31 protein-coding genes and 3 pseudogenes are annotated in these 23,583 nt (G+C 37.6%); 7 read left to right on the forward strand and 27 right to left on the reverse strand.

Annotation, left to right across the window (positions count from 1 at the left end):
• Nucleotides 1–6: 6 nt before the first annotated feature.
• From EGS47_RS00910 to EGS47_RS00940, 6 genes are all read right to left on the reverse strand, one after another.
• Nucleotides 7–840 (reverse strand): hypothetical protein, encoded by an 834-nt coding sequence (locus tag EGS47_RS00910; RefSeq protein ID WP_005006035.1) that lies wholly within the window; start codon nt 838–840, stop codon nt 7–9.
• Nucleotides 841–1,150: 310 nt separating this feature from the next.
• Nucleotides 1,151–2,359, reverse strand: coding sequence for an IS256-like element ISAba26 family transposase (locus EGS47_RS00920; RefSeq protein WP_000343018.1), 1,209 nt, complete (start codon nt 2,357–2,359; stop codon nt 1,151–1,153).
• Between the two features lie 74 nt (nt 2,360–2,433).
• Entirely contained in the window at nt 2,434–2,820 is a 387-nt protein-coding gene (locus tag EGS47_RS00925; protein WP_228711779.1) for a hypothetical protein, read from the reverse strand.
• A gap of 220 nt (nt 2,821–3,040) precedes the next feature.
• Entirely contained in the window at nt 3,041–3,571 is a 531-nt protein-coding gene (locus EGS47_RS00930; RefSeq protein ID WP_005006040.1) for a hypothetical protein, read from the reverse strand.
• Nucleotides 3,572–3,771: 200 nt separating this feature from the next.
• Entirely contained in the window at nt 3,772–4,260 is a 489-nt protein-coding gene (locus EGS47_RS00935) for a hypothetical protein (protein WP_005006043.1), read from the reverse strand.
• Between the two features lie 72 nt (nt 4,261–4,332).
• Nucleotides 4,333–4,767, reverse strand: a complete 435-nt coding sequence (locus EGS47_RS00940) for a DUF6573 family protein (RefSeq protein ID WP_005006045.1) — start codon at nt 4,765–4,767, stop codon at nt 4,333–4,335.
• 152 nt (nt 4,768–4,919) lie between these two features.
• Here EGS47_RS00940 and EGS47_RS18825 point away from each other — a divergent pair.
• Together EGS47_RS18825 and EGS47_RS18830 are read left to right on the forward strand one after the other, a co-directional pair.
• Nucleotides 4,920–5,096, forward strand: a pseudogene (locus tag EGS47_RS18825) (cold shock domain-containing protein); the annotation flags it as partial.
• Between the two features lie 183 nt (nt 5,097–5,279).
• Nucleotides 5,280–5,417, forward strand: a pseudogene (locus EGS47_RS18830) (excalibur calcium-binding domain-containing protein); the annotation flags it as partial.
• Between the two features lie 69 nt (nt 5,418–5,486).
• Here EGS47_RS18830 and EGS47_RS00950 read toward each other — a convergent pair.
• Genes EGS47_RS00950 through EGS47_RS00960 form a run of 3 tightly spaced genes read right to left on the reverse strand, consistent with a single transcriptional unit; the run spans nt 5,487 to nt 7,497 of the window.
• Complete coding sequence (locus EGS47_RS00950; protein ID WP_125269092.1) at nt 5,487–5,825, reverse strand: hypothetical protein; 339 nt, start codon at nt 5,823–5,825, stop codon at nt 5,487–5,489.
• A gap of 23 nt (nt 5,826–5,848) precedes the next feature.
• The gene (gene trpD / locus EGS47_RS00955) at nt 5,849–6,895 is read right to left on the reverse strand and encodes an anthranilate phosphoribosyltransferase (RefSeq protein WP_125269118.1); all 1,047 of its coding nucleotides are present in this window, start codon (nt 6,893–6,895) and stop codon (nt 5,849–5,851) included.
• A gap of 17 nt (nt 6,896–6,912) precedes the next feature.
• Nucleotides 6,913–7,497 (reverse strand): anthranilate synthase component II, encoded by a 585-nt coding sequence (locus tag EGS47_RS00960; protein WP_213070257.1) that lies wholly within the window; start codon nt 7,495–7,497, stop codon nt 6,913–6,915.
• Nucleotides 7,498–8,064: 567 nt separating this feature from the next.
• Between EGS47_RS00960 and EGS47_RS00965 the strand changes: the two genes are divergently transcribed.
• Together EGS47_RS00965 and EGS47_RS00970 are read left to right on the forward strand one after the other, a co-directional pair.
• Entirely contained in the window at nt 8,065–8,469 is a 405-nt protein-coding gene (locus tag EGS47_RS00965) for a transposase family protein (RefSeq protein ID WP_125269091.1), read from the forward strand.
• A gap of 37 nt (nt 8,470–8,506) precedes the next feature.
• A pseudogene (locus EGS47_RS00970) lies at nt 8,507–8,899 on the forward strand (transposase family protein); the annotation flags it as partial.
• Between the two features lie 180 nt (nt 8,900–9,079).
• Here the strand turns inward: EGS47_RS00970 and EGS47_RS00975 are convergent.
• From EGS47_RS00975 to EGS47_RS01010, 8 genes are all read right to left on the reverse strand, one after another.
• Entirely contained in the window at nt 9,080–10,177 is a 1,098-nt protein-coding gene (locus tag EGS47_RS00975; protein WP_125269093.1) for a phosphohydrolase, read from the reverse strand.
• A gap of 176 nt (nt 10,178–10,353) precedes the next feature.
• Entirely contained in the window at nt 10,354–10,830 is a 477-nt protein-coding gene (locus tag EGS47_RS00980; RefSeq protein WP_005006052.1) for a hypothetical protein, read from the reverse strand.
• A gap of 72 nt (nt 10,831–10,902) precedes the next feature.
• A complete protein-coding gene (locus tag EGS47_RS00985) occupies nt 10,903–11,217 on the reverse strand; it encodes a hypothetical protein (protein ID WP_044111919.1) in 315 nt (104 codons plus the stop codon).
• Between the two features lie 12 nt (nt 11,218–11,229).
• Complete coding sequence (locus EGS47_RS00990) at nt 11,230–12,072, reverse strand: hypothetical protein (protein WP_077169165.1); 843 nt, start codon at nt 12,070–12,072, stop codon at nt 11,230–11,232.
• Between the two features lie 251 nt (nt 12,073–12,323).
• Nucleotides 12,324–12,905: a hypothetical protein gene (locus EGS47_RS00995; RefSeq protein WP_228711780.1), complete on the reverse strand. Its 582-nt coding sequence runs from the start codon at nt 12,903–12,905 to the stop codon at nt 12,324–12,326.
• Nucleotides 12,898–13,461 (reverse strand): hypothetical protein, encoded by a 564-nt coding sequence (locus EGS47_RS01000; RefSeq protein ID WP_057694171.1) that lies wholly within the window; start codon nt 13,459–13,461, stop codon nt 12,898–12,900. Before EGS47_RS01000 ends, EGS47_RS00995 begins: the two co-directional genes overlap by 8 nt.
• A gap of 146 nt (nt 13,462–13,607) precedes the next feature.
• A complete protein-coding gene (locus EGS47_RS01005; protein WP_024160753.1) occupies nt 13,608–14,366 on the reverse strand; it encodes a Fic/DOC family protein in 759 nt (252 codons plus the stop codon).
• Between the two features lie 69 nt (nt 14,367–14,435).
• Nucleotides 14,436–14,648, reverse strand: a complete 213-nt coding sequence (locus EGS47_RS01010; protein ID WP_005006071.1) for a hypothetical protein — start codon at nt 14,646–14,648, stop codon at nt 14,436–14,438.
• A 197-nt stretch (nt 14,649–14,845) separates the two neighbouring features.
• Between EGS47_RS01010 and EGS47_RS01015 the strand changes: the two genes are divergently transcribed.
• Entirely contained in the window at nt 14,846–15,301 is a 456-nt protein-coding gene (locus EGS47_RS01015; protein ID WP_024160752.1) for a hypothetical protein, read from the forward strand.
• Nucleotides 15,302–15,403: 102 nt separating this feature from the next.
• Here the strand turns inward: EGS47_RS01015 and EGS47_RS01020 are convergent, their stop codons facing one another.
• On the reverse strand, nt 15,404–15,940 hold the full coding sequence (locus EGS47_RS01020; protein WP_024160751.1) for a hypothetical protein: 537 nt from the start codon (nt 15,938–15,940) through the stop codon (nt 15,404–15,406).
• A 359-nt stretch (nt 15,941–16,299) separates the two neighbouring features.
• Between EGS47_RS01020 and EGS47_RS01025 the strand changes: the two genes are divergently transcribed.
• A complete protein-coding gene (locus tag EGS47_RS01025; protein ID WP_024160750.1) occupies nt 16,300–16,560 on the forward strand; it encodes a hypothetical protein in 261 nt (86 codons plus the stop codon).
• Here the strand turns inward: EGS47_RS01025 and EGS47_RS01030 are convergent.
• The 5 genes from EGS47_RS01030 to EGS47_RS01050 all read right to left on the reverse strand — a co-directional run bounded on the left by EGS47_RS01030 (nt 16,552) and on the right by EGS47_RS01050 (nt 19,965).
• Nucleotides 16,552–17,046 carry a hypothetical protein gene (locus tag EGS47_RS01030; protein WP_024160916.1) on the reverse strand — a complete coding sequence of 165 codons (495 nt, stop codon included), beginning with the start codon at nt 17,044–17,046 and terminating at the stop codon, nt 16,552–16,554. The two genes, EGS47_RS01025 and EGS47_RS01030, sit on opposite strands and share 9 nt — an antisense overlap.
• Before the next feature lie 93 nt (nt 17,047–17,139).
• Nucleotides 17,140–17,565, reverse strand: a complete 426-nt coding sequence (locus tag EGS47_RS01035; RefSeq protein WP_024160748.1) for a hypothetical protein — start codon at nt 17,563–17,565, stop codon at nt 17,140–17,142.
• 41 nt (nt 17,566–17,606) lie between these two features.
• The gene (locus tag EGS47_RS01040) at nt 17,607–18,500 is read right to left on the reverse strand and encodes a hypothetical protein (protein WP_024160915.1); all 894 of its coding nucleotides are present in this window, start codon (nt 18,498–18,500) and stop codon (nt 17,607–17,609) included.
• Nucleotides 18,500–18,928 (reverse strand): hypothetical protein, encoded by a 429-nt coding sequence (locus EGS47_RS01045; protein ID WP_024160914.1) that lies wholly within the window; start codon nt 18,926–18,928, stop codon nt 18,500–18,502. The genes EGS47_RS01040 and EGS47_RS01045 overlap by 1 nt, the downstream gene beginning before the upstream one ends.
• A 227-nt stretch (nt 18,929–19,155) precedes the next feature.
• The gene (locus tag EGS47_RS01050; protein ID WP_207778940.1) at nt 19,156–19,965 is read right to left on the reverse strand and encodes a hypothetical protein; all 810 of its coding nucleotides are present in this window, start codon (nt 19,963–19,965) and stop codon (nt 19,156–19,158) included.
• 201 nt (nt 19,966–20,166) lie between these two features.
• On the opposite strand from EGS47_RS01050, the gene EGS47_RS01055 reads away from it, so the two are divergent.
• Nucleotides 20,167–20,493: an H-NS family nucleoid-associated regulatory protein gene (locus tag EGS47_RS01055; RefSeq protein ID WP_024160744.1), complete on the forward strand. Its 327-nt coding sequence runs from the start codon at nt 20,167–20,169 to the stop codon at nt 20,491–20,493.
• A gap of 79 nt (nt 20,494–20,572) precedes the next feature.
• Here the strand turns inward: EGS47_RS01055 and EGS47_RS01060 are convergent, their stop codons facing one another.
• The 4 genes from EGS47_RS01060 to EGS47_RS18560 all read right to left on the reverse strand — a co-directional run bounded on the left by EGS47_RS01060 (nt 20,573) and on the right by EGS47_RS18560 (nt 23,028).
• Nucleotides 20,573–20,842, reverse strand: coding sequence for a hypothetical protein (locus tag EGS47_RS01060; protein WP_024160743.1), 270 nt, complete (start codon nt 20,840–20,842; stop codon nt 20,573–20,575).
• Nucleotides 20,842–21,186 (reverse strand): hypothetical protein, encoded by a 345-nt coding sequence (locus EGS47_RS01065; protein WP_125269094.1) that lies wholly within the window; start codon nt 21,184–21,186, stop codon nt 20,842–20,844. Before EGS47_RS01065 ends, EGS47_RS01060 begins: the two co-directional genes overlap by 1 nt.
• Before the next feature lie 239 nt (nt 21,187–21,425).
• A complete protein-coding gene (locus EGS47_RS01070; protein WP_005006100.1) occupies nt 21,426–22,508 on the reverse strand; it encodes a hypothetical protein in 1,083 nt (360 codons plus the stop codon).
• Nucleotides 22,509–22,584: 76 nt separating this feature from the next.
• The gene (locus EGS47_RS18560; RefSeq protein ID WP_228711781.1) at nt 22,585–23,028 is read right to left on the reverse strand and encodes a hypothetical protein; all 444 of its coding nucleotides are present in this window, start codon (nt 23,026–23,028) and stop codon (nt 22,585–22,587) included.
• Between the last annotated feature and the right edge of the window lie 555 nt (nt 23,029–23,583).

Here is a 23,583-nt window from a genome sequence, read left to right on the forward strand (position 1 = left end):
TCCATGTTAAGAACATGGATCATTCCCAAAAAATGCAATGAGATCGTTGCTCTGGTAGCTAAACTGCAATTCGATGTAGTCCATTTTCAGTGTGCTATCTAAGTACGGTGTAATGTCGAGTTGCACGAATGAATCAATAAATTCACTTTCTGCGCCATACGCATCTATTGAGCCTTTGAACAGCTCCAGTACATTGCATGTTACATAGTCGCCAATTTCTGATTTATGTGTCTTACATGATGGTAGGAGTGCCAAGTCATTCAGGATCACTTGAACATGAGTGCCATCATATGAGCCTTGATATAGGCTGTAATGTTTTTCAGGATTCAAGATACATTCAAGAACTAAATCAAAGTTGTTGCTGTAAGAGTTACGCATAGCGACATATACACTTTCTGCTACTGGCTTTTCGACTTTGGTGAGAGTGATTGAGTCTGAATACTCATGAGCGAACAAAATAGGGTCGTCTTCGTCTTGTTCTTCATCTGGCTCAATGTCCAGTAACGCCAAGCGTCTATCTTTGGTTTCTTGGTCGAGAATTTCCCAACCATCGATAGATAAAGTACCGCCGTCAGCAAGTTGAATGAGAACAGGGGTTTCTTTGTCCTGATCTGAATTGTCCAGAATGGTGAAGATCCCTAGTAATCGAACCCATGAAGTGATTAACTGGCAAATGGGTAGGTTTTCATTAATTTCATGGCGATTCTTGCAAGACTCGCTAAACATCGCCAGATTTTCAGGGTGATTAATATCAATATAGACATTGTGCAAAACAGCATCAGCACTGGTGTTGTTTGGTGCTTCGTAGCTCAATTCAATCAAAAAGTATTTTTTAGACATGATCAATATTCCTTAGTACAAAACTTCAGTGCCAACAACGCAATCCAAAAACCTACCTTGCAGATCAAACACAAAAAATTGTTGCAGTTCTTTTTGTGTCGAGTGGATGTTAAAAACAGGCACAATCAAGCTGTCTTTTTCAAATAGGTTATGGTTGTTAATGACGAAATCATGAGCTGAATAGCAATGACCTTGCAGATATACACCGCAACGCATCAGCTTATCTAAATCAAAAGATTGAGAGATGTAGTGAACATCTTCTGGTGCATATTCACTGAGCCTGTAAATTATTTTGTGTAAGTTCCATTTTTTATAAATGATCTTTTAATCGATCATCGAACTGAATCGTAAACCAATTCATTGCTAAACGCCAATTTTGAATTGGCATCGTCCATTTCTTCGCAGCATTTGATGTTGCTAAGTAAATGACCTTCTTTACTGAGTCATCAGATGAAAAGATTTTCCTTTTCTTCGTTGAATGGCGTATTACGCTATTCAACGACTCAATCGCATTTGTTGTATAAATTGCATGACGTATTTCGGCTGGATAGCTAAAGATCGTTCGGATATTTTCCCAATTGGCCCGCCAGGATTCTCCAATTTTGGGATACTGGTGATTCCATTGATCACAGAAGATGTCTAGGGATTTTAAAGCATTTTCCTCTGTACTTGCCTGATAAATCGCTTTCAGACCCGACGTAACAGCTTTGTAGTCTTTCCAGCTTACAAATCTCAGGCTATTGCGTACAACATGCACGATACACAGTTGAATATCAGTATGAGGGTAAACAGAGGCTATCGCGTCAGGGAAGCCTTTTAATCCATCTACACAGGCAACAAGAATGTCCTGTACTCCTCGATTTTTTAGCTCTGTCATGACTGACAGCCAGAATTTGGCACCTTCTGTCTGAGCAATCCACATACCCAGTAATTCTTTTTGCCCATCCATATTGATGCCTAAAGCAAGGTATACGGACTTGTTAATCACATTGGAGTGCTGACGGACTTTGACAACAATACAGTCAAGATAGACAACAGGATAAAGGCTATCTAAGGCTCTATTTTGCCACTCAGTCACTTGCTCAATCACAGCATCGGTAACTTTGCTGATGAGAGATGCTGACACATCGGCATCGTACATTTCTTTGAAGAAGGCTACAATTTCCCTATTAGTCATTCCTTTTGCATACAGTGAGAGGATTTGGTCATCCATACTGGTGATGCGTGTTTGGTGCTTTTTGATAATTTGTGGCTCAAATGAACCTTCTCGATCACGGGGAATATCTAAAGCCAGTTGTCCATCTTGAGTTGTAATGGTTTTAGAACTAAACCCATTACGGCTATTTGAGCCTTTCTTGGGCTGATGCTTTTCATAACCGAGATGGTCTGAAAGTTCAGTATTGAGTGCAGTTTCAATCATGAATTTTTTAAAGACTGCTGTCATTTGGTTTAAGTCTTCTGGTGTTTTTAGACCTTTAGCCAATTCGGCAGCCATACTTTTGATTGTTGCTTCATCCATGTGAAGTACCTTTTGTAATTATCCTCTGAAGGATAAATGAAAATTAAGTACTTACACAAAATTTAGAACAGTCCCTATTCACTGGCAATATCTCGGCTATATGCAAGATTGACTTGTTTGACCAAGCTTTGTTGAAAAAAGTCGCTGTCATGCACTTCTGAACGTGCGATGTCAGTAACAACTAAAATGGGTTGTGTTTCCCAAAAAATGCTGAGTAATTGATTAAAATCAAGATGTTCAGGGAATTGAACTTTTGAAGTAATCACGCCCCAATCATCAAGGGTTAAAGATAGAAAGTTTCCGTAATGATCACGCGGAATAACCGTTAATACATTAAGGTCTTGATGCAATTCTTCGTTATACGAAAAATCAGCAAGGGAATGACCTGTATTTAATTCAGGATTCACAATAATGTTTAATGTTTTAGAACGGTTTGTAAAAAAATCAAGTACGCTTTTCATATCTTCAACTCCAAGTTTTAAGCAATTGCTTAGGTATGAATTAATTATATCTGTGAAATATCCCTTAAAAACTTTTCTCAAATTACTTATGGAACTGGCAATGAAAAATTTCAATATTTTTTTAATCAATTAAAAAACATCGTATACGTCATTAAATCTAATGGCATAAAAAAAGAGGGTAGACCTTTATTGGATCTCCCTCTATTTGTTTAATGGTTTCTTATGACAGGTTGTTTTTAAAGTACTCAATCAGTCTTAAATAAACAGTGTTCGCCATAAAATGTGAGCTATGCAGCGCATTAAAATCTGCGACATCTTCAAAACATTCAGTCAGTAATGCACTGGCGAAACCTTTATTCCATGTATTGAACTTTTCCAGTTCTGCATCTGACAGCAAATCATATTGAATCATGTCATTAATGGCTTGGTGTTGTAAATTTATCGCCACATCCATGACTTCGCCCTCAATCAATGCATGAGAATCATCAGGACTGAATCTAAATGATTCGTGAGCGTCTGCGATGGCTTGAACCTGTAACGGTGCATTGACTTCAATGCAGTAGGCTTGTGACTTATGTTGGTGAAATAAAACGACATCCAGTTCAATGTTAAAAATAAACTGCGGATCTGCTTTGGTTGCTACGCCAATCACATTGATGACGCAACTTGGTAAACCGTCATACGCTTGGGTGAAGCTTTGTAGCAAGTGGCGCACATTAGCAGTACCAGTATTAAATTTTTGTAGTTGCATTGTCGTATCTCCAAGTTTTAAGCAATGAGCTTTGATGTATTCATTATATCGGTGCATGTGGCCTGTATAACTTTTCAGTAAAAGTATTTCGGCTGATAGGCTCATGATTTCAAGTTATTTTTAATCAATTAAAAACACCGTTTACGGCCATCATCTTATGAAAGGAATAAGCTATGGGTGCTTATTCCTGGTGGGTGTGATTAGTGCGGTTCTACGTCATACGTGTTTTCATTTTCTTTAAGTCTGGCTTTTTCACGCTTCAGTCTTAAACGCTCTTGATGTTCCCTGTACAGGTTGGTGAGTTGACCGACTGGCAAATGTAGAAACTTTAGATCAATGTTTCTTACCCAGCTATTAACAGCAAACTTTTTGCTTTTTTTAACGTCTGGTATTTCGTAATGATCACCCTTGATTGCGCCTTTTACGGCATTTAACACGAGATCCGCGGTAGCTTCATTCCAGCACTTGAATAATTTAATGCCTTTAAACGCCTTATATTTAGCTGGTACTTTTTCACTGTACTTAAACAGCTCTCCAGTAGATGTCACGGCGATAAACCAGTCACAACGGACAAGCTTCATCGTTTCTATACGTTTTAATTCGTTTTTTTCTCTTTGTTGTTCTATTGCTTGCATATTTGCAAAGCCGAATAGGTCAAGGTTGTCAATTTTCATAGTAGCCATTTGCATTTTTAATACCTCTCAATGAACGTTCGGATCTCAAAAAACCTAGCATTGGTTGGTCAATGCTAGGTGTTGTGTTTATTGGTCTTCAGGCATCATAAAAGTAATGATAGGCTCACCATTCACGCCAGGCCCAACCGTAGCAATATTGGTGATTAAGGTGTCAGAAAAGGTATGCGGTGTATCTTGTAGAGCATATTTAAACTTAACGCTTTGGTCATTAAGTGCAACTGAACCACGAACGCTCATGTTCAACATATCAAAGATGGTATATCCCATTAAATCATTGATTTTTTCAGCATCAGCTTCCGTACCATTCGGAAAAATTGCTTTTGCAGCTGTCAGGTGCTTGTTATACAAGTTGCTTGTAATATAAACAGGGAACTTATAGAACTGTTTGCAATCTTTGGCATGTTCTTCTTTATCGCTAAGGCAAAGAATCACGCCCTCTTCTAAAGCGTCTTGTAAAGAAAAAACAGTGATGACTTCAGCACCAGCGAAAAAATTATTCATAATAGCTACTCCAAGTTTTAAGCAATTGCTTTTGATGTTTTAATTATAATAAATCCATAAACCTTAAAACTTTTTTTTAAAAAAAAGATAGTATTTATTCAGGTTTAATAATTATAATTAATATAGCTTTTAATATATATTTGAGGTTTTAGGTGGTACTAACAGGAACAATTAAAAATTATAATATTGAGCGTGGTTTTGGTTTTATATCCACGAGTAATTTTGGTGATGTATTTTTCCATATTAAGGATTTTCAGAAAGGTGAACAGCCAATACCAGGTCGAGAGGTTTATTTCGAGGTAGTTAAAAAAGAAAATAAAAAAAGGGCAATCCATGTTTACTATTCCGACCATGAACAAACGCAAGACAAGCAAAAACCATTGCCAATATATCTATGGATAATTTTTATTAGCATAGCTATTGGGGTGGCATATCTAGGTAGCATTCAATTAAAGAAATATCTATATAAAGATAATCAAACTACAAATGCTATATATCAAAAGCCAGTAGCCTATAAATGCGATGGTCGTAAGCATTGCTCTCAAATGCGATCTAAAGAAGAAGCTGATTGGTTTGTGAAAAACTGCCCAGATACCATGATGGATGGTGACGGCGATGGCGATGCCTGTGAAAATGATTCAAGGTGGTAGTTGTATAGTTTCAGACAATAAAAAATGAGCTATTAATACTTAATTAATAACTCATTCCTTAGGTTGATTTTAGATTTCTGCCAGTGTTTTACCGTCTTGTAATTCATTAATCTGCGCCAGTGTGACAGCTTGAGCGTCATATTCTTCTGTCACATACGATACAATTTCTTCTATTGAGCATTCACCAACTACACCCCAAAGCGTAAAATTGGTATGGGTTTTTTCATTCCAGATCTGCTCAACTTGCTCTAGATCCAGATGCCCAATACTCACCAAAAGGTCATAAGCCAATGCCCAATTTTCGTAACGGCTGACAGATTTATCAATGATAGGATCATCAGACATTAAATAGGTCATCATTGCCTTAGCTTTACAGAACTTTTGCATTGTTTCGTTTAAAGTTGTCATAAACATCCACCTTCCTGATTTTTTTATGCTTCGTACTGTTTGAGCGTTTTGGTAAATTCTGACAACACGCCCATTTTTTCCAAAGCTTGTCCACCATAAATAATGTCATGTGCCAAAGCGACACCTTGCTTGTAGCTTGTGGTTAGACCAGAAACATAGATACCCGCACCCGCATTAAGTGCAATCATATTAGCCGCTTTTTCGCCTTTGTCTGATTTGTTTTTGCCTAATGCATCTTTAATCAGATTCAAGCTTTCAGCTGGGTTTTCTACAGTCAGTCCTGTTAAAGTTTGAGATTCAATCCCTACGCTTTCTGGCGTAAGTTCCCATTCGGTAATTTCACCCTCTTTGAGTTCTGCAACATAAGTGCTCGAAGCAAGACTAATTTCATCTAAACCATCTTTAGAATGCACCACCATGACATGCTCAGCACCAAGCTGTTTCATCACTTCTGCGATCGGGCGGCATAATTCATTGCTAAATACACCAATCACAAAACGCTTTACACCAGCAGGGTTGGTCAATGGCCCCAGCAAGTTGAAAATACTGCGAATACCCAGCTCTTTACGTGGTGCAACTGCATACTTCATGGCTGTGTGATGATTCGGTGCAAACAAAAAACCTACGCCCATTTCACGAATACAGCGTTCAGTTTGTTGCATATTTAAATCAAGATTAATTCCTGCTTGCTCAAGCAAGTCAGATGAACCCGAATTAGTTGAAACACCACGGTTACCATGTTTGGCAATGGTTGCGCCTGCAGCTGCAATTACAAAAGCAGAGGCGGTAGATACGTTAAATAGGTTTTGACCATCGCCACCTGTACCTACAATATCCACAAGGTACGGAATATCGCTGACATCAATTTTGTTGGCAAACTCACGCATTACACGTGCAGCAGCAGTAATTTCATCAATGCTTTCGCCTTTTAAGCGTAAGCCCATCATCAATGCACCAATTTGAGCGTCTGTTGCTTCGCCCGACATAATCGCGCGCATTACATCTTCCATTTGAGGCTGAGTCAGGTGAATTTGTTTTGTAATATGGTTCAGTGCTTGTTGAATATTCATGTGATTTGACTCGCTCATTATGCGTAAATTTCCAAAAAGTTTTTAAAGATTTGATGACCGTGTTGGCTCAGGATCGATTCGGGGTGAAATTGCACGCCTTCAACTGGTAGAATTTTATGCTTCACACCCATAATTTCTTCCATCGAACCATCTGCTTCTTTGGTCCAGCATGTCACATCCAGACAATCTGGCAAGGTTGCTTGATCAATCACCAAAGAGTGGTAACGGGTTGCAGAAAATGGTGAAGGCAGATTGCTAAAAATACCTGTATTGCTGTGGTACATATCGGATAAACGACCATGCATCACGGTTTTAGCGCGCACAATGTTTCCGCCAAAGGCTTGTCCGATACTTTGGTGTCCTAAACACACGCCCAGTAACGGAATTTTGCCTGCAAAATGCTGAATTGTAGGAATGGAAATCCCTGCTTCAGATGGGGAACAAGGGCCTGGGCCAATCACTAAATACTTGGGTTGCCATCGCTCAATATCTTCTAATGTCACGGCATCATTACGAACGACTTTTACTTCCTGATTTAACTCGCCAAAATACTGGACGATGTTGTAGGTAAAAGAGTCATAGTTATCGATCATTAAAAGCATGAGCTAACCTATTGAAAATTAAACACTTTAAGTGCTAAAGAGTCTGGGGTAATTTGCTTTATTCCGGCGCCTATAATGAGAAAGGACTTTATTTTTTCTTGTCGAAAAGAAGGTGGAATAAGGAAGCACTGATCATCATAGCAAATAATAAGCATTTTCTGCTGACTATTTATATGATAATCCCTGTTAAAGCTTATCAGCGCATTCATCATTTCAAAGCTTGTTGCGCATTATTCAGGTTTGGTCGGAAAGAAAAGATCATTTGATCAAACTGGGTCATTCAGCAGTCATATTTTAGCTTCACACTTAAGATAGCATTAAAAAATGCGCCAAAAAGTAGCATCCTGACGCATGCTATTGTGGCTCAAGTCGGTTGGTTTGGTTGCAGCGTTTCGATAGAAAATACAAATCCGCAGTATAGGTATTTTCAATCGGGTTGCTCAAAAGAATGCAGATTTAGAATTGTTAAACGATTTTATTAGACTTCCTTCATAAATCAAAAAACGTACAATTTATTTGATCTTAAATTAATCAGCAAAATTATTTAATTCAAGGGATAATCCTTGGATGAAATTCAAAGATATTCAAAAATTATCAGACGTTAAGTTTCGTAGGCTTACCGGTGTTAGTTGGGCTACATTTAACCTCATGCTGGCCGAGATAAATAAGCAGTTACCCCGTCATATTGGTAAAGGACGACCGCATAAATTACCGTTGGAAGATCGTTTGCTCTTATGTATAGAATATTGGAGAGAATATCGAACATTTTTCCATCTTGGTATGAGTTACGGTGTATCTGAAACGAGTGCAATTCGTATCACACGTGTTATTGAAGATACCTTAATCCGTTCTGGAAAATTTAACTTGCCAAAACAACTTCCTAATCGAGATGAAGTGGATTGGGAAGTTGTTGTGATTGATGCAACTGAAATATTAGTTCAACGTCCAAAAAAAACAGAAGAAATGGTATAGCGGTAAAAAAAAGCGACATACCTTTAAATTTCAGCTATCTATGCACTATACAACAGGTGAAATACTGAGTGTATGTGGAAGTCATGGAAGCATGCATGATTTTAAAATATTTAAAAAAAGCATGAGGAAATTAAAATTTAAGCCCTTTTTTATCGTTGATAAGGGGTATTTAGGGATAAAGAAATTGGGTTTTGGATGCCTCATGCCATCTAAAGCAAAGAAAACTGAAAAACTAGATTCTGAATTAAAAAAGTTAAATAAAGAGATTGGTCGTAGACGAATTCAAGTAGAGCATGTATTTGGAAGGATGAAATGTTTTAAGATTTTATCTTGTGTATATAGAAATCGTCGTAAACGATTAAACCTGCGGTTTAATTTACTTGCTGGCATATACAATTTAGATTGGGTGAAAGATAAACTATTAAATTGATTGAAAAATGATTTATGAAGGAAGTCTATCATCTCATATTGATTGGTTTAAAATCATTTTATGCTGACAGGTGGTGTCAAAAACTTATTCAAAAACAAAATTATTCCAAACCATTTTTAATCAATTAAAAAACATCGCTTGCGGTTTTCATCCTAAAAAGGTGCCAAATGGCACCCTAATTTACAGCGATCCACAACCCTCCTTGTTGAATGCGCCTGGTGGAACCGTCCAGTTATCCGTGAACACTGGTAGGTAATAACTTTCAATTTTGGACTGTACCAGTGCTTCCATATCCTGAATGTCGAATGGCTCAATGCCATTGCTCAGACTGACGACATCGAGCTTTGAGCGACTGATCGTACAGTCAAACTTTTGTTCATAACCAGCGATCAGCTGAGCGCGTTCAGGGTAGTAGGTGCTGATGGTTGACCAGATTTTAGGACTGTTGAAGATACAGGTCATGCATGAGCTACGGCCCCAACCTAAGCGATATGGCACTGGTGGCGTAACCTTGTACTTCTCCAGTAACGCCCATACTTGCTCTTCAGTGAAGTGAAGCACGTTCTTCCACCAGTCAACGCGTCTTGCTTTCTTACCGCTTCTACGGTCGCATGGGTGCGGTTCTAGCTGGTTGTACTTACTGCGGTTTGGTGACTCTTCACGGCGTTCACCAGTGATAAAACAAATGTTCTTGCCGTCAAAGCGTTCTTGGTTGTTCAATGCTCTGCGTCCGACATCGATCTTTAACGCTGAAGAACACCAGCGCGTCATGAGGCTGGCTGCTTGTTGTGGGAACTTCAAGCGTGTGCCTGGTTTACTGCGGTTGTTGTCGCGTTCAAGCTTAATTAAGCCCTCTGGTGTTTCTACGAAGTGGGGTTTTGAGTAGCTGTTTTCTTTGAGCATTTCGCCAAGGAAACCGCCCTCGAGCCAACTGAAGTACAATGGTGTGTCGAATGCCTGAGCGAATGCTTTGGTATAGTTTTCCATGAACACCCAATCCATGAACGGCTGGTTTTCTTCATCAATTTTGTGGTGCCAAAGCTCAATTTTGCTTTTATCTACTCCAGCCTCCAGTAAGCGCAAATACGCTGCAATCGAATCCTTACCGCCACTTAAGCAGACAATAAAAATGTCATAGATACTTAGATCGATGTCTGGTGCTTCATGAAAAACATGCTCAGCCAGTTCTTTGTTTAGATCGGTACCAGACAGCAACTCCAGTTGCCCGGCTATTGTTGGGATGATGACTTGATCATCGTACTTATGCGCTGTATTCATTCGACTTACTCCAGATTTAAGGCTTTGTGCCTTGCTTGCTATGGATTAAGTATAGAGGGGTGTACCAGGGGAAAAACTTTTCTCAAAATTTAAAAATATTGAAAATATTTTAACCAATTAAAATCATCGTAAGCGGTTATAACGTCTAGCAAAACGGCATTGCGCCGTTTCGGTGGTTACTTATATTTTTGGATGATGCGTTCAATAAATCGAATCATTGTGTCCTTATCAATTTTGGCCTGGTCGTAATTGTCATAGCTAAACATCACCAAAGCATCTTCCTGAGTGATGCCAAAAAACTCACGTACTGCTTTCCACTGGTAAACGACTGGTACAGTGACAACAGGCGCATCTTTTAGCTCTTCATTGCTGAGTATTTTTTCATACATGAAGATTGGCCCAACAGAACCATGAAAATTGAAACCTAGATTTTGGAAATACTCGACAGACGTAGCCCAACCAATCAGGCATCCTACAATATTTTTATCTAACAATTCTTCAGTGGTGAAACCTGAAAAGAAATCGGTGTGTTGTTCTGTATGGCTTGCGTCATAATCACGCCAAATGTCGAAATCAAAGCTTTCATCAGGAATGACCTCGATCACTAGCTCAATCAGCTTTTCTAAACGCTCAACGGTCGTTGCTTTGTTCATATCTGCTCCAAGTTTTAGGCGGTGTGCCAAAAGGGGTAGCGGTACATACTGGCGCACGTACCGCTGTTGGACTTACAAATCCAGTTGAATTAAGAACAGTGGTAAAGGTGCATCACTGTCTTGTGTAATGAGCATAGGCAAGAAGAAACTAAATCCCTCAAAAAACACGCCCATGTCGTAATCATCTTGAAAATAAAAGGGCTGTGAAGTGATACTGACATTCTCAATAGCACTAATTAGTGCCTCGATGTTGGTATGTTTTGCTGTATCGATCACATACACACGAAACCCGGCTTCTGTGGTGTTCGGTATCTGTTGTACTTGCTGTGGCAAGTAAAAGCCAAGTTCGTTGATGGCACTGACGAGTTGCGGATTTTCAATTGTCATGGGTAGGTTTCCTTATTGAACTGCTTTTGCGTTATTTAAATTTTGCAATGCGATGTGCGTTAAACGTTGATTAATGATTTCGTCATACGGCGAAATGAAATCCTCTTGCCAGTTATGCATGAGATATTCGATCGGGTATGTTTCCAGATATTCTTCTAATGCTTCATTCGGCTTAGGAACGAAAGCTAATGGCTCTTTAATGTTGTAATTGCTGGCGATGTATTCCAGTGGATCACAATCACCTGGTACGTTGACCGTAGCAATAAACTCAAGATAAGCACCATCGGGGAAAAACTTATTGAAGCAATCAACCACAACAGATATTTCACGGACTTCATCATCATTTAAAGTGAACTCACGGACTTCTTTATCCAGTGCAACAATTGAGCTAGATAACAAATGGTCAAGGTCTTGTGGACGGATGTTTACACGATCAATAACATGGTTGATATGATCAATAATCTCGTCTTTGATTGGGTCTTCAAAAGCGTAGTTGCTCTCAAAAATAATATGATCGACATCTTCATAATTGAGTCCAAAAAACTCACGTACTGCTTCAGAACCGCGATAAACAACATTTGTTTTGAGTTCTTCATAAGTGAATGGTTCACCAGTATTCGCACGGAATGGTGCATAAAGGGGAACGCCGTCTAACATCATGAAGTTAAGTCTTTTAAATGTTTCATCAGCTGTCGCCCAACCTATGACGCAACAATTAGCATCACTATTTATAAGTTGAGCAAAAGTCATATTGTCGGTACCAGGGATCGTGCGCCATAAATCCAGATCAAAACGCTCATGTGGTACTTGCTTGATGATATTTTTTAAATGATTTAGCTTATCAAGTTGATTCATTACAGGACTCCAAGTTTTAAGCAATTGCTTTCGATAGAGCCATTTTATTTAAAAAATACTAATGAATAACTTTATTGGAATTGATTAACCGACCTAAAACACGTAATGGATATTTGAAATATTTTTAATCAATTAAAATCATCGTATACGTTTTAAGCCATGCTTAGACGGCGTATATACCGGTCTATTTTTCTAATGCAAAAAAAAGAGTACTTAAGTTCGGACTTAAATACTCTTAATGAGTTGGGGCATTATTTCCGATTGGCTAAGTTGAAAAATAGTGAATACATTGCATTCTTAAATAACCAAAAGGTGAGGGGATTATCCGCTTCATCTTTAGACTGGTGGCGAATGATATTCCAGTTGAAATACTTTTCTGAATAGCCCATGTGAGTGACATAAGCAAAATTACGAACGTCATTTTCTGAAACGTATTGGAATGCTTGTTTAAGCTCATTTTGGGCGTTTTGTTCGCCGTCATGGTCAAAAGCATCAGCTTCTAAGATAAGTTCGCGCATGCCGACCATAGCAAGGTATATGACTGCTTCAAAGTCATAGTTCATCATGCGTAGGAAGTGTTTTTTCAAAAAGGCTTCGTCAATGTGTTCAACTTCTTTGTAATTTTTAAGTGCGCTTAGACCATGCTCACCAAAGATATATTTAAGTACACGAAATTGAGCGCATAACGGCAAGTTTTCACCCTCCACATGTGAGCAAAGGGCGGTGTAGCGGTTCATGTCGATGACTGAGCTTAGAGATTGTTTTAAAGCGCCTAATAGCATTGTTATATCCTTTTTCGGGTTTTGTTTATTGTATGGTGTACGGTTAAGCAAGAAATGTGTTAACTAAATGAGTTGTGTCATGGTGTTGAGATAACTTTTCGGCATCCATGTCGTTATGTTCTTCATAGATAGTTTTTAAGGTTTTAATGGTTTCATGCATCAAGGTTTCATGATGCTCAGTATTGAATTTGAACTTGTGGCACTCTTTAGCAAGGGATACACGAACTTTGAATTTTTCTAAAAATTCGATGGTTTTATTGGTGGTGTCACTTTCACATCCAAAGTAACAAACATTATCAATATGCAATGCGGTTGTTTTCAGCATTAATGGATTTTTATCAAACACAAAATAAGCAAAAATGCAGCTTTCTCGACTGTTGTAAGTAATGTAAGACTTCTCAACATTAATTGCGTCCACTGATTTAAACCAAACAACGCCATCGTCATAGGTTTCAGCATGGCTTGAGAAAAGCATATAAATTAAGGTGTCGATAATTTCTGCGGTGCTGTTGCCGATAATTAAATGATTCAGACTTGAATCACTTCCGTTTGTAAATTGGTATTGAGCGACCACTTTATTTGCAAATTGATGTGCTGCGTTATTCATTATTCATCTCCAAGTTTCGGACAATATTTTCCTAAGGTTTTATTTTAATCTGAGTCACTTCATTAGAAATTTTTCTCAAAAAAAAAAGATTCTTTTTTCAAGAATCTTTTAATCAATTAAAAGCCATCGTATACGGATTAATCTAATTATCCGTAACTCGGTGAATCATCATCATTTGATTTATCCTGGTCATTTTCCTGTTCTTGCTCTTGTTCTTCCGTATTTTCAAGCTTCAGGACTAGATCGTATGGTTCAATGATACTGTCCATGACTTTTAAAAGGTAAGAGAGGTCTTGTTCCATCGGTTCTAGGTTTTCATAGTTTTCACCGACATAAAGCTCTTGATCTGTCAGTGAACGTTTAAACGCATAGTTCCAATCTGATACGGCGACCTTGCTATATACCATGGTGTAACCAGCATCATTCGCCAGCTGGTTCATCATCAGTTTTGCAGCGCGACCGTTACCCTCTTCAAAAGGGTGAGCTTCATTTAACTTGGCATAAAGCTGAGTGAACTCTTGCACAAACTGGTCTTTGTCCAAACCTTTCAGGTGGTCTTTTTCTTTAACCGCCTGTGAGAACTTATTCAGTTCATCAGGGATCAGGTTTTTATCTAGGAAATGACCGATTTCATAATTACCGTTCGGGTCGATCGCACGTTTAGAAATGTCGTCCAGACGCACTTCTCCAGCCCAATCGTAAATATGCTCAAAGATTTTTTCATGGATTTTAGAGAGGTGGTCGAGATCATAATTGCCACGTAAAGGCGAAATTTCCATTTTCGCTATTCGATGTTCCGTGATTTCTTTTTCCAGTGCCTTTTTATAGTCGCCTTGCGCTTGGCAACTGGTAGGTTGAGATAAGATGTCTTTTGCATCTAAATAAAACTCAAGTTTATCGTCCATATTGTTCTACTTATGAGTGATTGGGTTTGGTAATCCGCTGTAAGCTAGATTAGGTTGTATTCGCGATGATTAGGCTTTGTTTTTAAGTGCATTCCATTTTTTCATCAATGCAGCTTCTTCCTCGTCAAATGTTGTTTGACCAGTTGCTAAGCGCTCCATACGTGCGTTTGATGATGCTTCACATGCTTTAACAATGTGAGGGGAGAACTCTTGAGCTACATTGCCTTGAGCAGAACGGTATGCAGCACGTACACGGTCTTCGTATTTCACTTCTTCAGACATATCGGTTTCCTGTATCAACAATCTGTAAATTACAATAATTGTAACCCCAAACAAGGGGGCGATTCTTGCTAAATTGCGTATAAACAATCTTATTGGTATATACCGATTAACAAAATCAAATAAGATTAAAATTCCAAAAAAATCAAATATCGTATATTAAGTATATAATTTAAGTATATACAGGAAAGTCGTTAAACATGAACGTATTCAAAACACTAAAACTATCTGCAGTTGCAATAATCTCAGTGTCTATGTCGTGCGCTGTTTTAGCTAATAGTTCTTTAAATAACCTGAATACAAACAGCTTAAAATCTGCTGTTGCGCTTTCTCCTACTGCTGAAAACAAACGTAAAGTTGAGCGTTTGCTTAACACTAAAACACCGTACCAGATTGAAACTGGTGCGGTACTTAAAAAAGTGAAGTATTCAAAACACTTTAATATGAACGTTCAGATGTCTAGCAAAACTGCAGATAAATACTCTTCTGATGAAACTGACTCTTTAAACCGCTTTGTGAATGAAAAGATTCATCCGTTTTATTGCTCTGTATTCGCCAATGCTCCAGTTAAACCAGATCTGTATGTAGACATCGTGGACAATCAGGGTGAATCATTCTTTGGAAGTGCTGAGCGCTATTCAGATACTTGCCAATAGTTTTAAGGGCTAAATATTACATAGATCTGTTAACGCCGTTTTAGGCAAAAAAATAGACCGCTTAATTGCGGTCTATTTGTTTTTATACTGGCACCTAAAACCTTATGGAAAGGTCTTAGGTAGCACCGCTGTATAGCCTACGATCTTGCGTATTTTGATCTGCATATCAAGATGCAACGGCTGTACTGTCAAACGATTGAAGTAAGACTTAATCTCGCGCATCCACGCATGGAAACGATCATCACAATGACGCATAAGCTTCTTAAGGTGATTGCGGTCAGCTTCTTGTAAGAAACTGAGTTCTCTGTCGATTGACCAAAGATCAATATCCTGATCATTTATACATAACAAGTACTGCGTATCAACGACCAATGAAGATACCAACTTGCCTTGGTCTTGCTTGTAGATCAGCTCAAAATCAACTAGTGCATCTAAAGCGCCGTTGATGTTTTCGATTTGAATGTCACGGCGTAAACGTACTGGTAGCTCCAGCAGTACAGTATTCTTATTTGACTGGTAATAATCAGCACGGACTTGGCTATCCCATGCAATATTTTCAAACATAAAATTTTGAAAAGAGGTGAGAGAATCTTCTTGTAGACCGACAACTTTTGTTTTAGATAAGATTTCAAAGTTCATATAATTTCTCCAAATGGTGAGCATTGAGCTCATACATTCATTATATTTCACTGTACCTTTTCAAAACTTTTTTCAAAAAATATAGATTGTTTTAATGCTGTCCACGTTTACATTACATAGACAATGGCAAGAAATCTAATTAAACTGACCTTGAATAAGAAATGCGTTCAAGTGATTTGTGTTTTTTTTATTCACCTTTCAATTTTAAAGAGCCAGGCGTTTTGCGTCTGGTTCTTTGCTTTCTGGTATATACCAAGCACATTTTTTTAATGTGCACTGACCAATCTCAATAATAAAGTTTCAGTTTTAAACCTTATTTATCGCTACGATTAAGCTAGTTGCTAGATGGGCTTTAAGATATGAATGCATCAAGTACAATAGCTTTAATGGCGGTATCTATTGGTTTTCCAGTGGTATTAAACTTTGACTTTGCTTTTACTTATTTAATTGTTTTTGCCTTATTCCTCTGCACGATCGCTTTAATGTTTATGATAGTTTTTATTGTTCATAACGGTACTGTGACGGAAAAGATTAGCGCAATAATTAAAAGGATGTTCTTTTTTGCTGGTTATTGCGCTTGTGTATTAGGTGCGGTTTTGTTTACAAGATGCCTAGTCTAGTACGTTAATATTTAATGCATATTTGCTAAATAAGTAATACCCAAACATACAGATCGCTAAAGTAACTACCGTCACTTTACGCGTTGAGTTCACAACTTCAGCACTGTCTTTCTTGCTATTAAAAATACCAACTTTGACTAACTTAAACACTGAGTCAAAAAGGGTGATGGCAAACCACGTTCCTAAAAAGTAAATCGCCATGGTCAAATATTCCTGTTTGTGCAACACATACTTATATAAATAGACCAGTGTAGTGACCACAATTAATGAAAATGAAGCGCCATAGTGCAAGGTTTTGACGGCATTGCGATGTTGTTTTTCATTGTTGATGTTAATCGCTGCGTTGATAAAACAAAAAATTGCCAATTGTCCAATGATGACGACAATCCCCATTGCAAATAATTGGATGTTAAGACCATAAGCCTCTTCCACTAAAATTACGGCGCTTGCAAACGCAAGGAACATTAAATATATGAGATATGGCATGATTCTCTTGGTATGAAGCGATGATATTGGATGATTCTAGGCTAAGGTTCAAAAAAAAAGAAGTATGCTGGTCGCAACATACTTCCGATCTGATCAGGCTTCTACGTTCTGATTGATATAGTTTTTGTAGGCTAACTTCACTTCACTTAAAAGGGCTTCTTTCAAAACACCTTTGTCTTTTATCGTTGGATTGTGCAAACCAAGTGACGCACGGCGCTGTTTAGTGGTGTTTTTATTGGCATCTGTTACCCAAACTGAGTCGATATAATCATCAACTAAAGCATGCAATTCGTTTGGTTTTACTGCATTGTCTAAATTGGAAAGTATAGCCTTATTGTTTACGATCGCTAAACTTTCATCATATTCTCGATAGCTTGTACGTAAAGAATTCTTAAAATGAAGCAATTGATCTTCAATTTTTAATTTACCGCCATCAAGCTCGATGTCGATTACAAATGTCGTGATTTTAGATGATAGACCTAAAACACCAACTGATTTAACGCGAACAATAGTATCCATAACAACTCCAAGGTTTTGAGCAATGAGCTCAGGTAAAACGGTTAAACTTTTGTGAGATCTGCTTCAATATCTATCAGCAATTCTTTTACTGCTTTCATGTGTGGCAATAAAGTATAGGTGTTCATTTCGCTATTAAATGCACCAGCTTCAAGTTGTACACCAGCAATAAACGGCTCATTGATTAAGTTGTTGCCAATGAGATGACTTAAGCAAGCCTGTACCAGTTTGTTATTTTCTTCAGACTTAACCAGTAGGGGATACAAAACCACGAGTATTGGTAAATCACAAAACTCCATGTTGTTTGCATCAAGTAGCTGTTTAAGTGCATCCTTAATATCTTCATTGAGAACCAACAGTTCTAAACCTTTTTTCATGTCTTTATAGGCGTTATCAATGGCTACTTCGGAAAAGTAAAACCAATCGCGCTGGTCATCGAGCATGAAGCTATCTAATGCAGCGATTTTCTGTAAGATCTGCAATTGTTCAGGGTTGAACGTGCGAATCGCTGTTCCATTGATTTTATGCTGTAACAACAGCTTTAACGCCTTTTGCGCTTGATCGTTTAACTGCTGTACTTCTTGATTGAAGAAATTGCATAACTGATTCGACAGATCTACAAAGATAGAATTGTCATAGCAATCAGGTACCACGTTTTGAGTGGATAGCAACATAAAGCCATTTTCTGACAGCTCAGGATTCATATAGATACAAAGATTATGATCTTCGGTCAGCTCTGCAAAACCTTTTAAAGTGGTATATGCAATTTCATGATCAGGCAATTCAATGCCAGCATGGATATTAATGTGGAAGCTTGGGCTTTGGTCGCCGTGGTCTTGATCTGCAGTACTGATCATAGATAACAGGGTTTCCAAAAGCGCCGTATTCTTACGAATAGGCGACATAGCTTCATTAATTAAGATAAAGCTACTATTCATTAAAGTGCCTCCAAGAATAGTGAGCCCACAATATCAGTATTGAGTGGGTTAATTTCAATGAATTCGACTAGCTCCAGCGCTTTATCAACTGTGAGTTCCTTAGCGCGGAAATCAAAAAGTGTATCCACGCCAACGCCATCAATCACACCATATGAAGACATCAACTCTTCCAATTCAGGGATATTTTGATAATTTTCTTCAGCCAAGTTTTCCAAGGTCAAAAGGGCATTATCCACATGTGATTTGAACATGTGGGCAAGGAAGAAAGCTAAACGGTGCTCATGAGGTGCTCGAATGAAGAAATACTCACTATGCTCGTCATCGTTAGAATCCTGGCGTGACGCTTTAACCAAAAACAAAGGTAAATTGTCAGTACTGCCGTAAACTTCGTTAAAATCGATCGGGCAAAAATTACGGTTTAAATTCATGAGCTTTCTCCAAGTTTTAAGCTATTTGCTTGATTAGGTTTCATTATATTAAGAATATGAACGGATAAAGTTTTTTTAAAAAATACTTATTTAAGCATCCAGAAAGAATTAATAATGACGAGCGCCATTGCAGCGCTAAAAATTCAAAACCTTTTTTAATCAATTAAAAAAACATCGTTTACGTTTTTAAGCGCAACTTTAAGAGATTTCTCTCTTAAAGGCTTGGTTTATTCAAAAGTGTTGGTGTATAAGTCGGTCTTAATAAGATTAAACACATACTCGCATTCAACAACGAGACTTGCATATTCATCATCAAAACATTGTTCATCTTCAAGCATAATTTCAAGATTTAAAGGCTCAATCACTGAATAAGGGTTTTTGACGCCAGTTTCTTTGTAATTTGAAATAATGACCTGAATAGCTCCAGATGCGAAGTCACCCTCAAGCGTATGGCTAAAGTAGGAACGATTTCTTGTATCGCTGTGAGTGCTGTCGATAGGTTCTAAAGCTGTACCAAACTTGTAGGTAGTCAGCAACTCTATAACGTCTTGAGCAAATGTCGAGTTTAAAGGGGCATCACTTTTTAGGTTGAATGCAATGTCTTTAAACTGCTTCAAGATTTCTTGCTCTTTAGACTCGTTAAAGTTTTTGAAATATTCGTCAAAATTATGCTCACCATGATTCGACAAAAGTTTATGGTGGTAGTTGTATTCGTCTACCACGGTCAACAGGTCAAGTTTTTGCAATAATTCAAACTCGTCTTTTGTAATTTCTTTAAAACCCAAAACGTAAAAAGAATCACCGCTGATTTCCCAAGAGTCATAGCGAGTTTTAAAATCATGTTCTTCTAATAAGGTTTTAATGTCTTCAAGTTCTTCACTCTCATAGCTTGAATACTTAAACAGGGTGTAATTAACCAATGCCATTAAAGCTGGCACTTCTGAAATTTTCTTAGAGGCATATAAGCCGATATTAAAATCACAAATACGGATACCAATTGGTAGTGCTGATGTTTCGTTAATCGCAAGATTCATCATGAGATACTTGTGCATATTAATTTACCTAACAGGTTGAATGTATTTTTAGATTAATGGATTTAAAGTGGGAATAACTTATGCTTAAAAATTAGAATAGCCATGGAATAAGTTGAATATTTTAATCAATTAAAACTACCGTATGCGGTTGTAAACAAAACGCACTGGTGTATATTTGATATATCCAAATTTTCGAGATTAGTTATGGAAGTTGAAAACCTAAGTAAAGACCAGTTAGAAGACCTAATTAAAAAGGCACAAAACCAAATTGTTGTAGTAGAGAATAAGAAACTTGATGACGGTTATCTCAAAATGTTTGAGATCGCAAAAGAATTAGGCTTAACTATTCTTGAATTAAATGAGCACGGCGAAAATCGTAAATTAAATAAAAAGCCAGTGGTTAAAGCAGATCCTAAATATCGCAACCCGAATAACCACAAAGAAGTGTGGGCCGGTCGTGGTAAACGTCCATCCTGGTTAAATCGTGAGATTGAATCTGGAAAAACATTAGAAAGTTTTCTTATCGTATAAATATTAAAAGGGCTTAAATGATTTAAGCCCTTTTTTTAAATGCAATTGTCAGTGTTGTTTAGAGCACGTGCGCGACTACTTAACAAAGTTCAGCTTTGATGTGTTCTAACACATCATCTTCAACACCCTCATTAGAAAATGCTTCAATGAATTCATTCAGGTTTTCATTGCTTAATGGCAAACTTCCGTATTGATCTACTGCAATCATTTGTGAGTTATGCACCAGATATTCAATACTGCAGTCAACAGAACAAAAGGTTTCTTGAATTACATCATTCACCTGATGGCCAGACTTTTTATCGTTAGTATCAATATCACTATTACAGTGAGGGCAACTAAATAATCCCATTACGCAACTCCTTTCTCAATTAAGCTAATTACACCGTGTTCTAATTGATCATCAAACCAGTGCCAGATAATGAAGCGGTCTGTACCTTTGCCCCATAGATGAAAGTCTTCTTCGATTTCATCATCATTGTTTATCGGGGTGTTGCCAAACTCTTCCCATAATGTTGTATAGGTTTTGCCTTGCAAGCTTAATACGCCATTTTCAGAATTTGCTTCAAACCAATCTAGGATCTGATAGCGATATGCACCTTTATTCCAGATATGGAATTCGCATGGTAGGGAATTAGATTCATCAAATTGAATCTGCTGTAATTCACTCCATAACTGGTCTATTGATTTAGCCATGTTTTATAACTCCTTGCTTAATAATTCAATTTTAATAAATAAAAGTGCTCAAAAACTTTTCTTAAAAAATATATAAAATCCGCTAATAATTTCTTTTGGAAAAAAATGCTATTTAAGCATTTCTATTGTTATTATCGAGTGAGCTTATTAAGAGGTTTAAGCATGAATCTAGATAAAAACGAAAAAGAAATTCTTGTTTGACCAACCCAAAAAAAAGAGCCTTAGGGCTCTTTCTATTTTTAGGTGGCTTTTTCTTTAGGCACACCGCCAACAATCTGAAATGGTATCCAATGGTTAACCCATTTTTCTTTGGTACCACGTTTGCCCAACCAGTAAAAGTTCCAGTGAGGAATCCGTGGATGTGGTTTTTTGGTACCTTTGTAGTTGCCAGACTTTAGATCTTCATCGCGCTTTAGGATCGCTTCATTGATCTTTTTATTTGTTTCGGTACCAACAATAGTCGGCTTGTACTTATTAGCCTCAAATAAACGCAATTCACGCTTAATCAGCTCTAATTTAGGCTTGGCTTGTGTTGTTTCTGGTGTTAATGGTCTGAGATCTGGTTCTTTTTGGCTGAACCATAGAATCAAATTGATTAGCTTCTTCTGCAGTTCCATGAACGTGTTAATTTCTTGTTCATCTGGCAAGTTCTTTTCATCAAAAAACGTATCAATGAAATCGGTCATGCAGTCCTCAACAGTTGATTCAAAATCATCATCATCAGGGAAGTGCATGGTAATGGTTTTTGCTAAGCCAGTATCGGTATATACCGTGGTAAATAGCACCTTGCGATCGTTTAACGTGTTTTTCGCAAAAATAACACCGACCACTTGTTCATTTTGCACATAGAGGTTGGCGTTATCTGTTTGAACGTAGATCGCAATATCAGGTAGGTTTAATAGGAATCCGGGGATACTGCGGTTATATTCGGTCTTCACAAGCATTTGAATGACTTGATCTTCAAACCGATAAATATTTTTGGTTAGGCTCCATGAGCCAAGGGTAATGATTTCACCAATGTTGCAAGGTAGCTGATTGATAAATGAGAGTGGGATTTCTTGGCCAGTGGCTTGAACACCCATAATGGTACTGGTGCGTTTCATTCGTTCACGCCAGATAGGATCTCGACAATCTAGTGCAGCATATGTCCATTCATCACCACTGATTAGGCATTCGTGCGGATCTTTACTGTTTTGTCGTGCGATCGCATAAGCTTCTACACGTTTCATTAAGCCATTGAGGTTAAACTTCACATGCTCTAATCGCGCTGTGATGACTTTAAGCGGTATTCCTATCTTTGGATCTAAATCTTTATTTCTCATGTTGAGTAACCAGGATCTACATCAGATCAATATCTGAAAAAATTCGTTTAAAAAAGGACTTTAAAAGTCCTTTCGATTAGGCGTGAGCACTATTATTACAAGGCGGTGTAAACAAAGTGCCATCTAAGCGGATCATTCCAAAGCCGTAGGTTTTATCACGACCAATACCATTGAGCCATGCTGTTTTAAATAGCACTAAATCCCCAACAGTCGCACTAAATGAAATATCTCTGGTCTGGACTGGAATATTCAAAATGCTGAGCTGTGGTCCACATTGTTGCTCAATTATAGTGACATCCAATAGACCTTTGCTACTAAGAGCGTTTTTGGTGAATTCGGCTGCTTCATCTGCAGTTAGATTTTTACGCTTCTTACCTGAATTGCCTTTGGGTTTTTCGCCGTGGACCGAAATGTATTCTTCAATTTCTTGACGGTTAAAGCTACATTCTCGGTTGAGGGGAACCATGATCTTGCCAGTGATTTGCTGACCGTGCGAGATTTCAATATGTTCTTTGGCCATCGGGATATTTGCATCTGATACGCACGTTCTTAAGTAGATGTGCTTGCCATCAGTAAAAAATATAACTTTTGCGGAACAGAACGTTTCGACCTTATTGCGTTTGAACATTTCTCTAAAAATGAATTTGAACAAGTTCTTTTCATTTTCAGGATGCGTAAGGGCAAAACAATTGGCTGTTAGTTTTATGTTATTCAGACTCATTTCGATATCCAGTATTCTATAAACAGCAATATTAATAACCATTACCTTTAAAATAATACCTTATTTAAATTAAGGGTATTATTCAGCATTTTAGCTATGCTTAAAGTAAGTCCTATTTTAACAAAGTTGGCTTATAATAAACTTAAAACCCCCAAAATTGATATAGGAACACCAATTTTGTGAATAAGTATGGCGCAATACTCATAATATGAAAATTGACCACAATTTATTAAACCCACACTTTCATGATACTTATTTTTGTGTTGAAAAAATTTTTTTTAAAAAAAATATGGATCGCTGATTATTTTAAACTATTGACTGTATTTTAAGCTGTGCGTAAACTTCAAACGTTGT

This window comes from Acinetobacter sp. FDAARGOS_515, from assembly GCF_003938865.1.
In the GTDB taxonomy this organism is placed as follows: domain Bacteria; phylum Pseudomonadota; class Gammaproteobacteria; order Pseudomonadales; family Moraxellaceae; genus Acinetobacter; species Acinetobacter ursingii.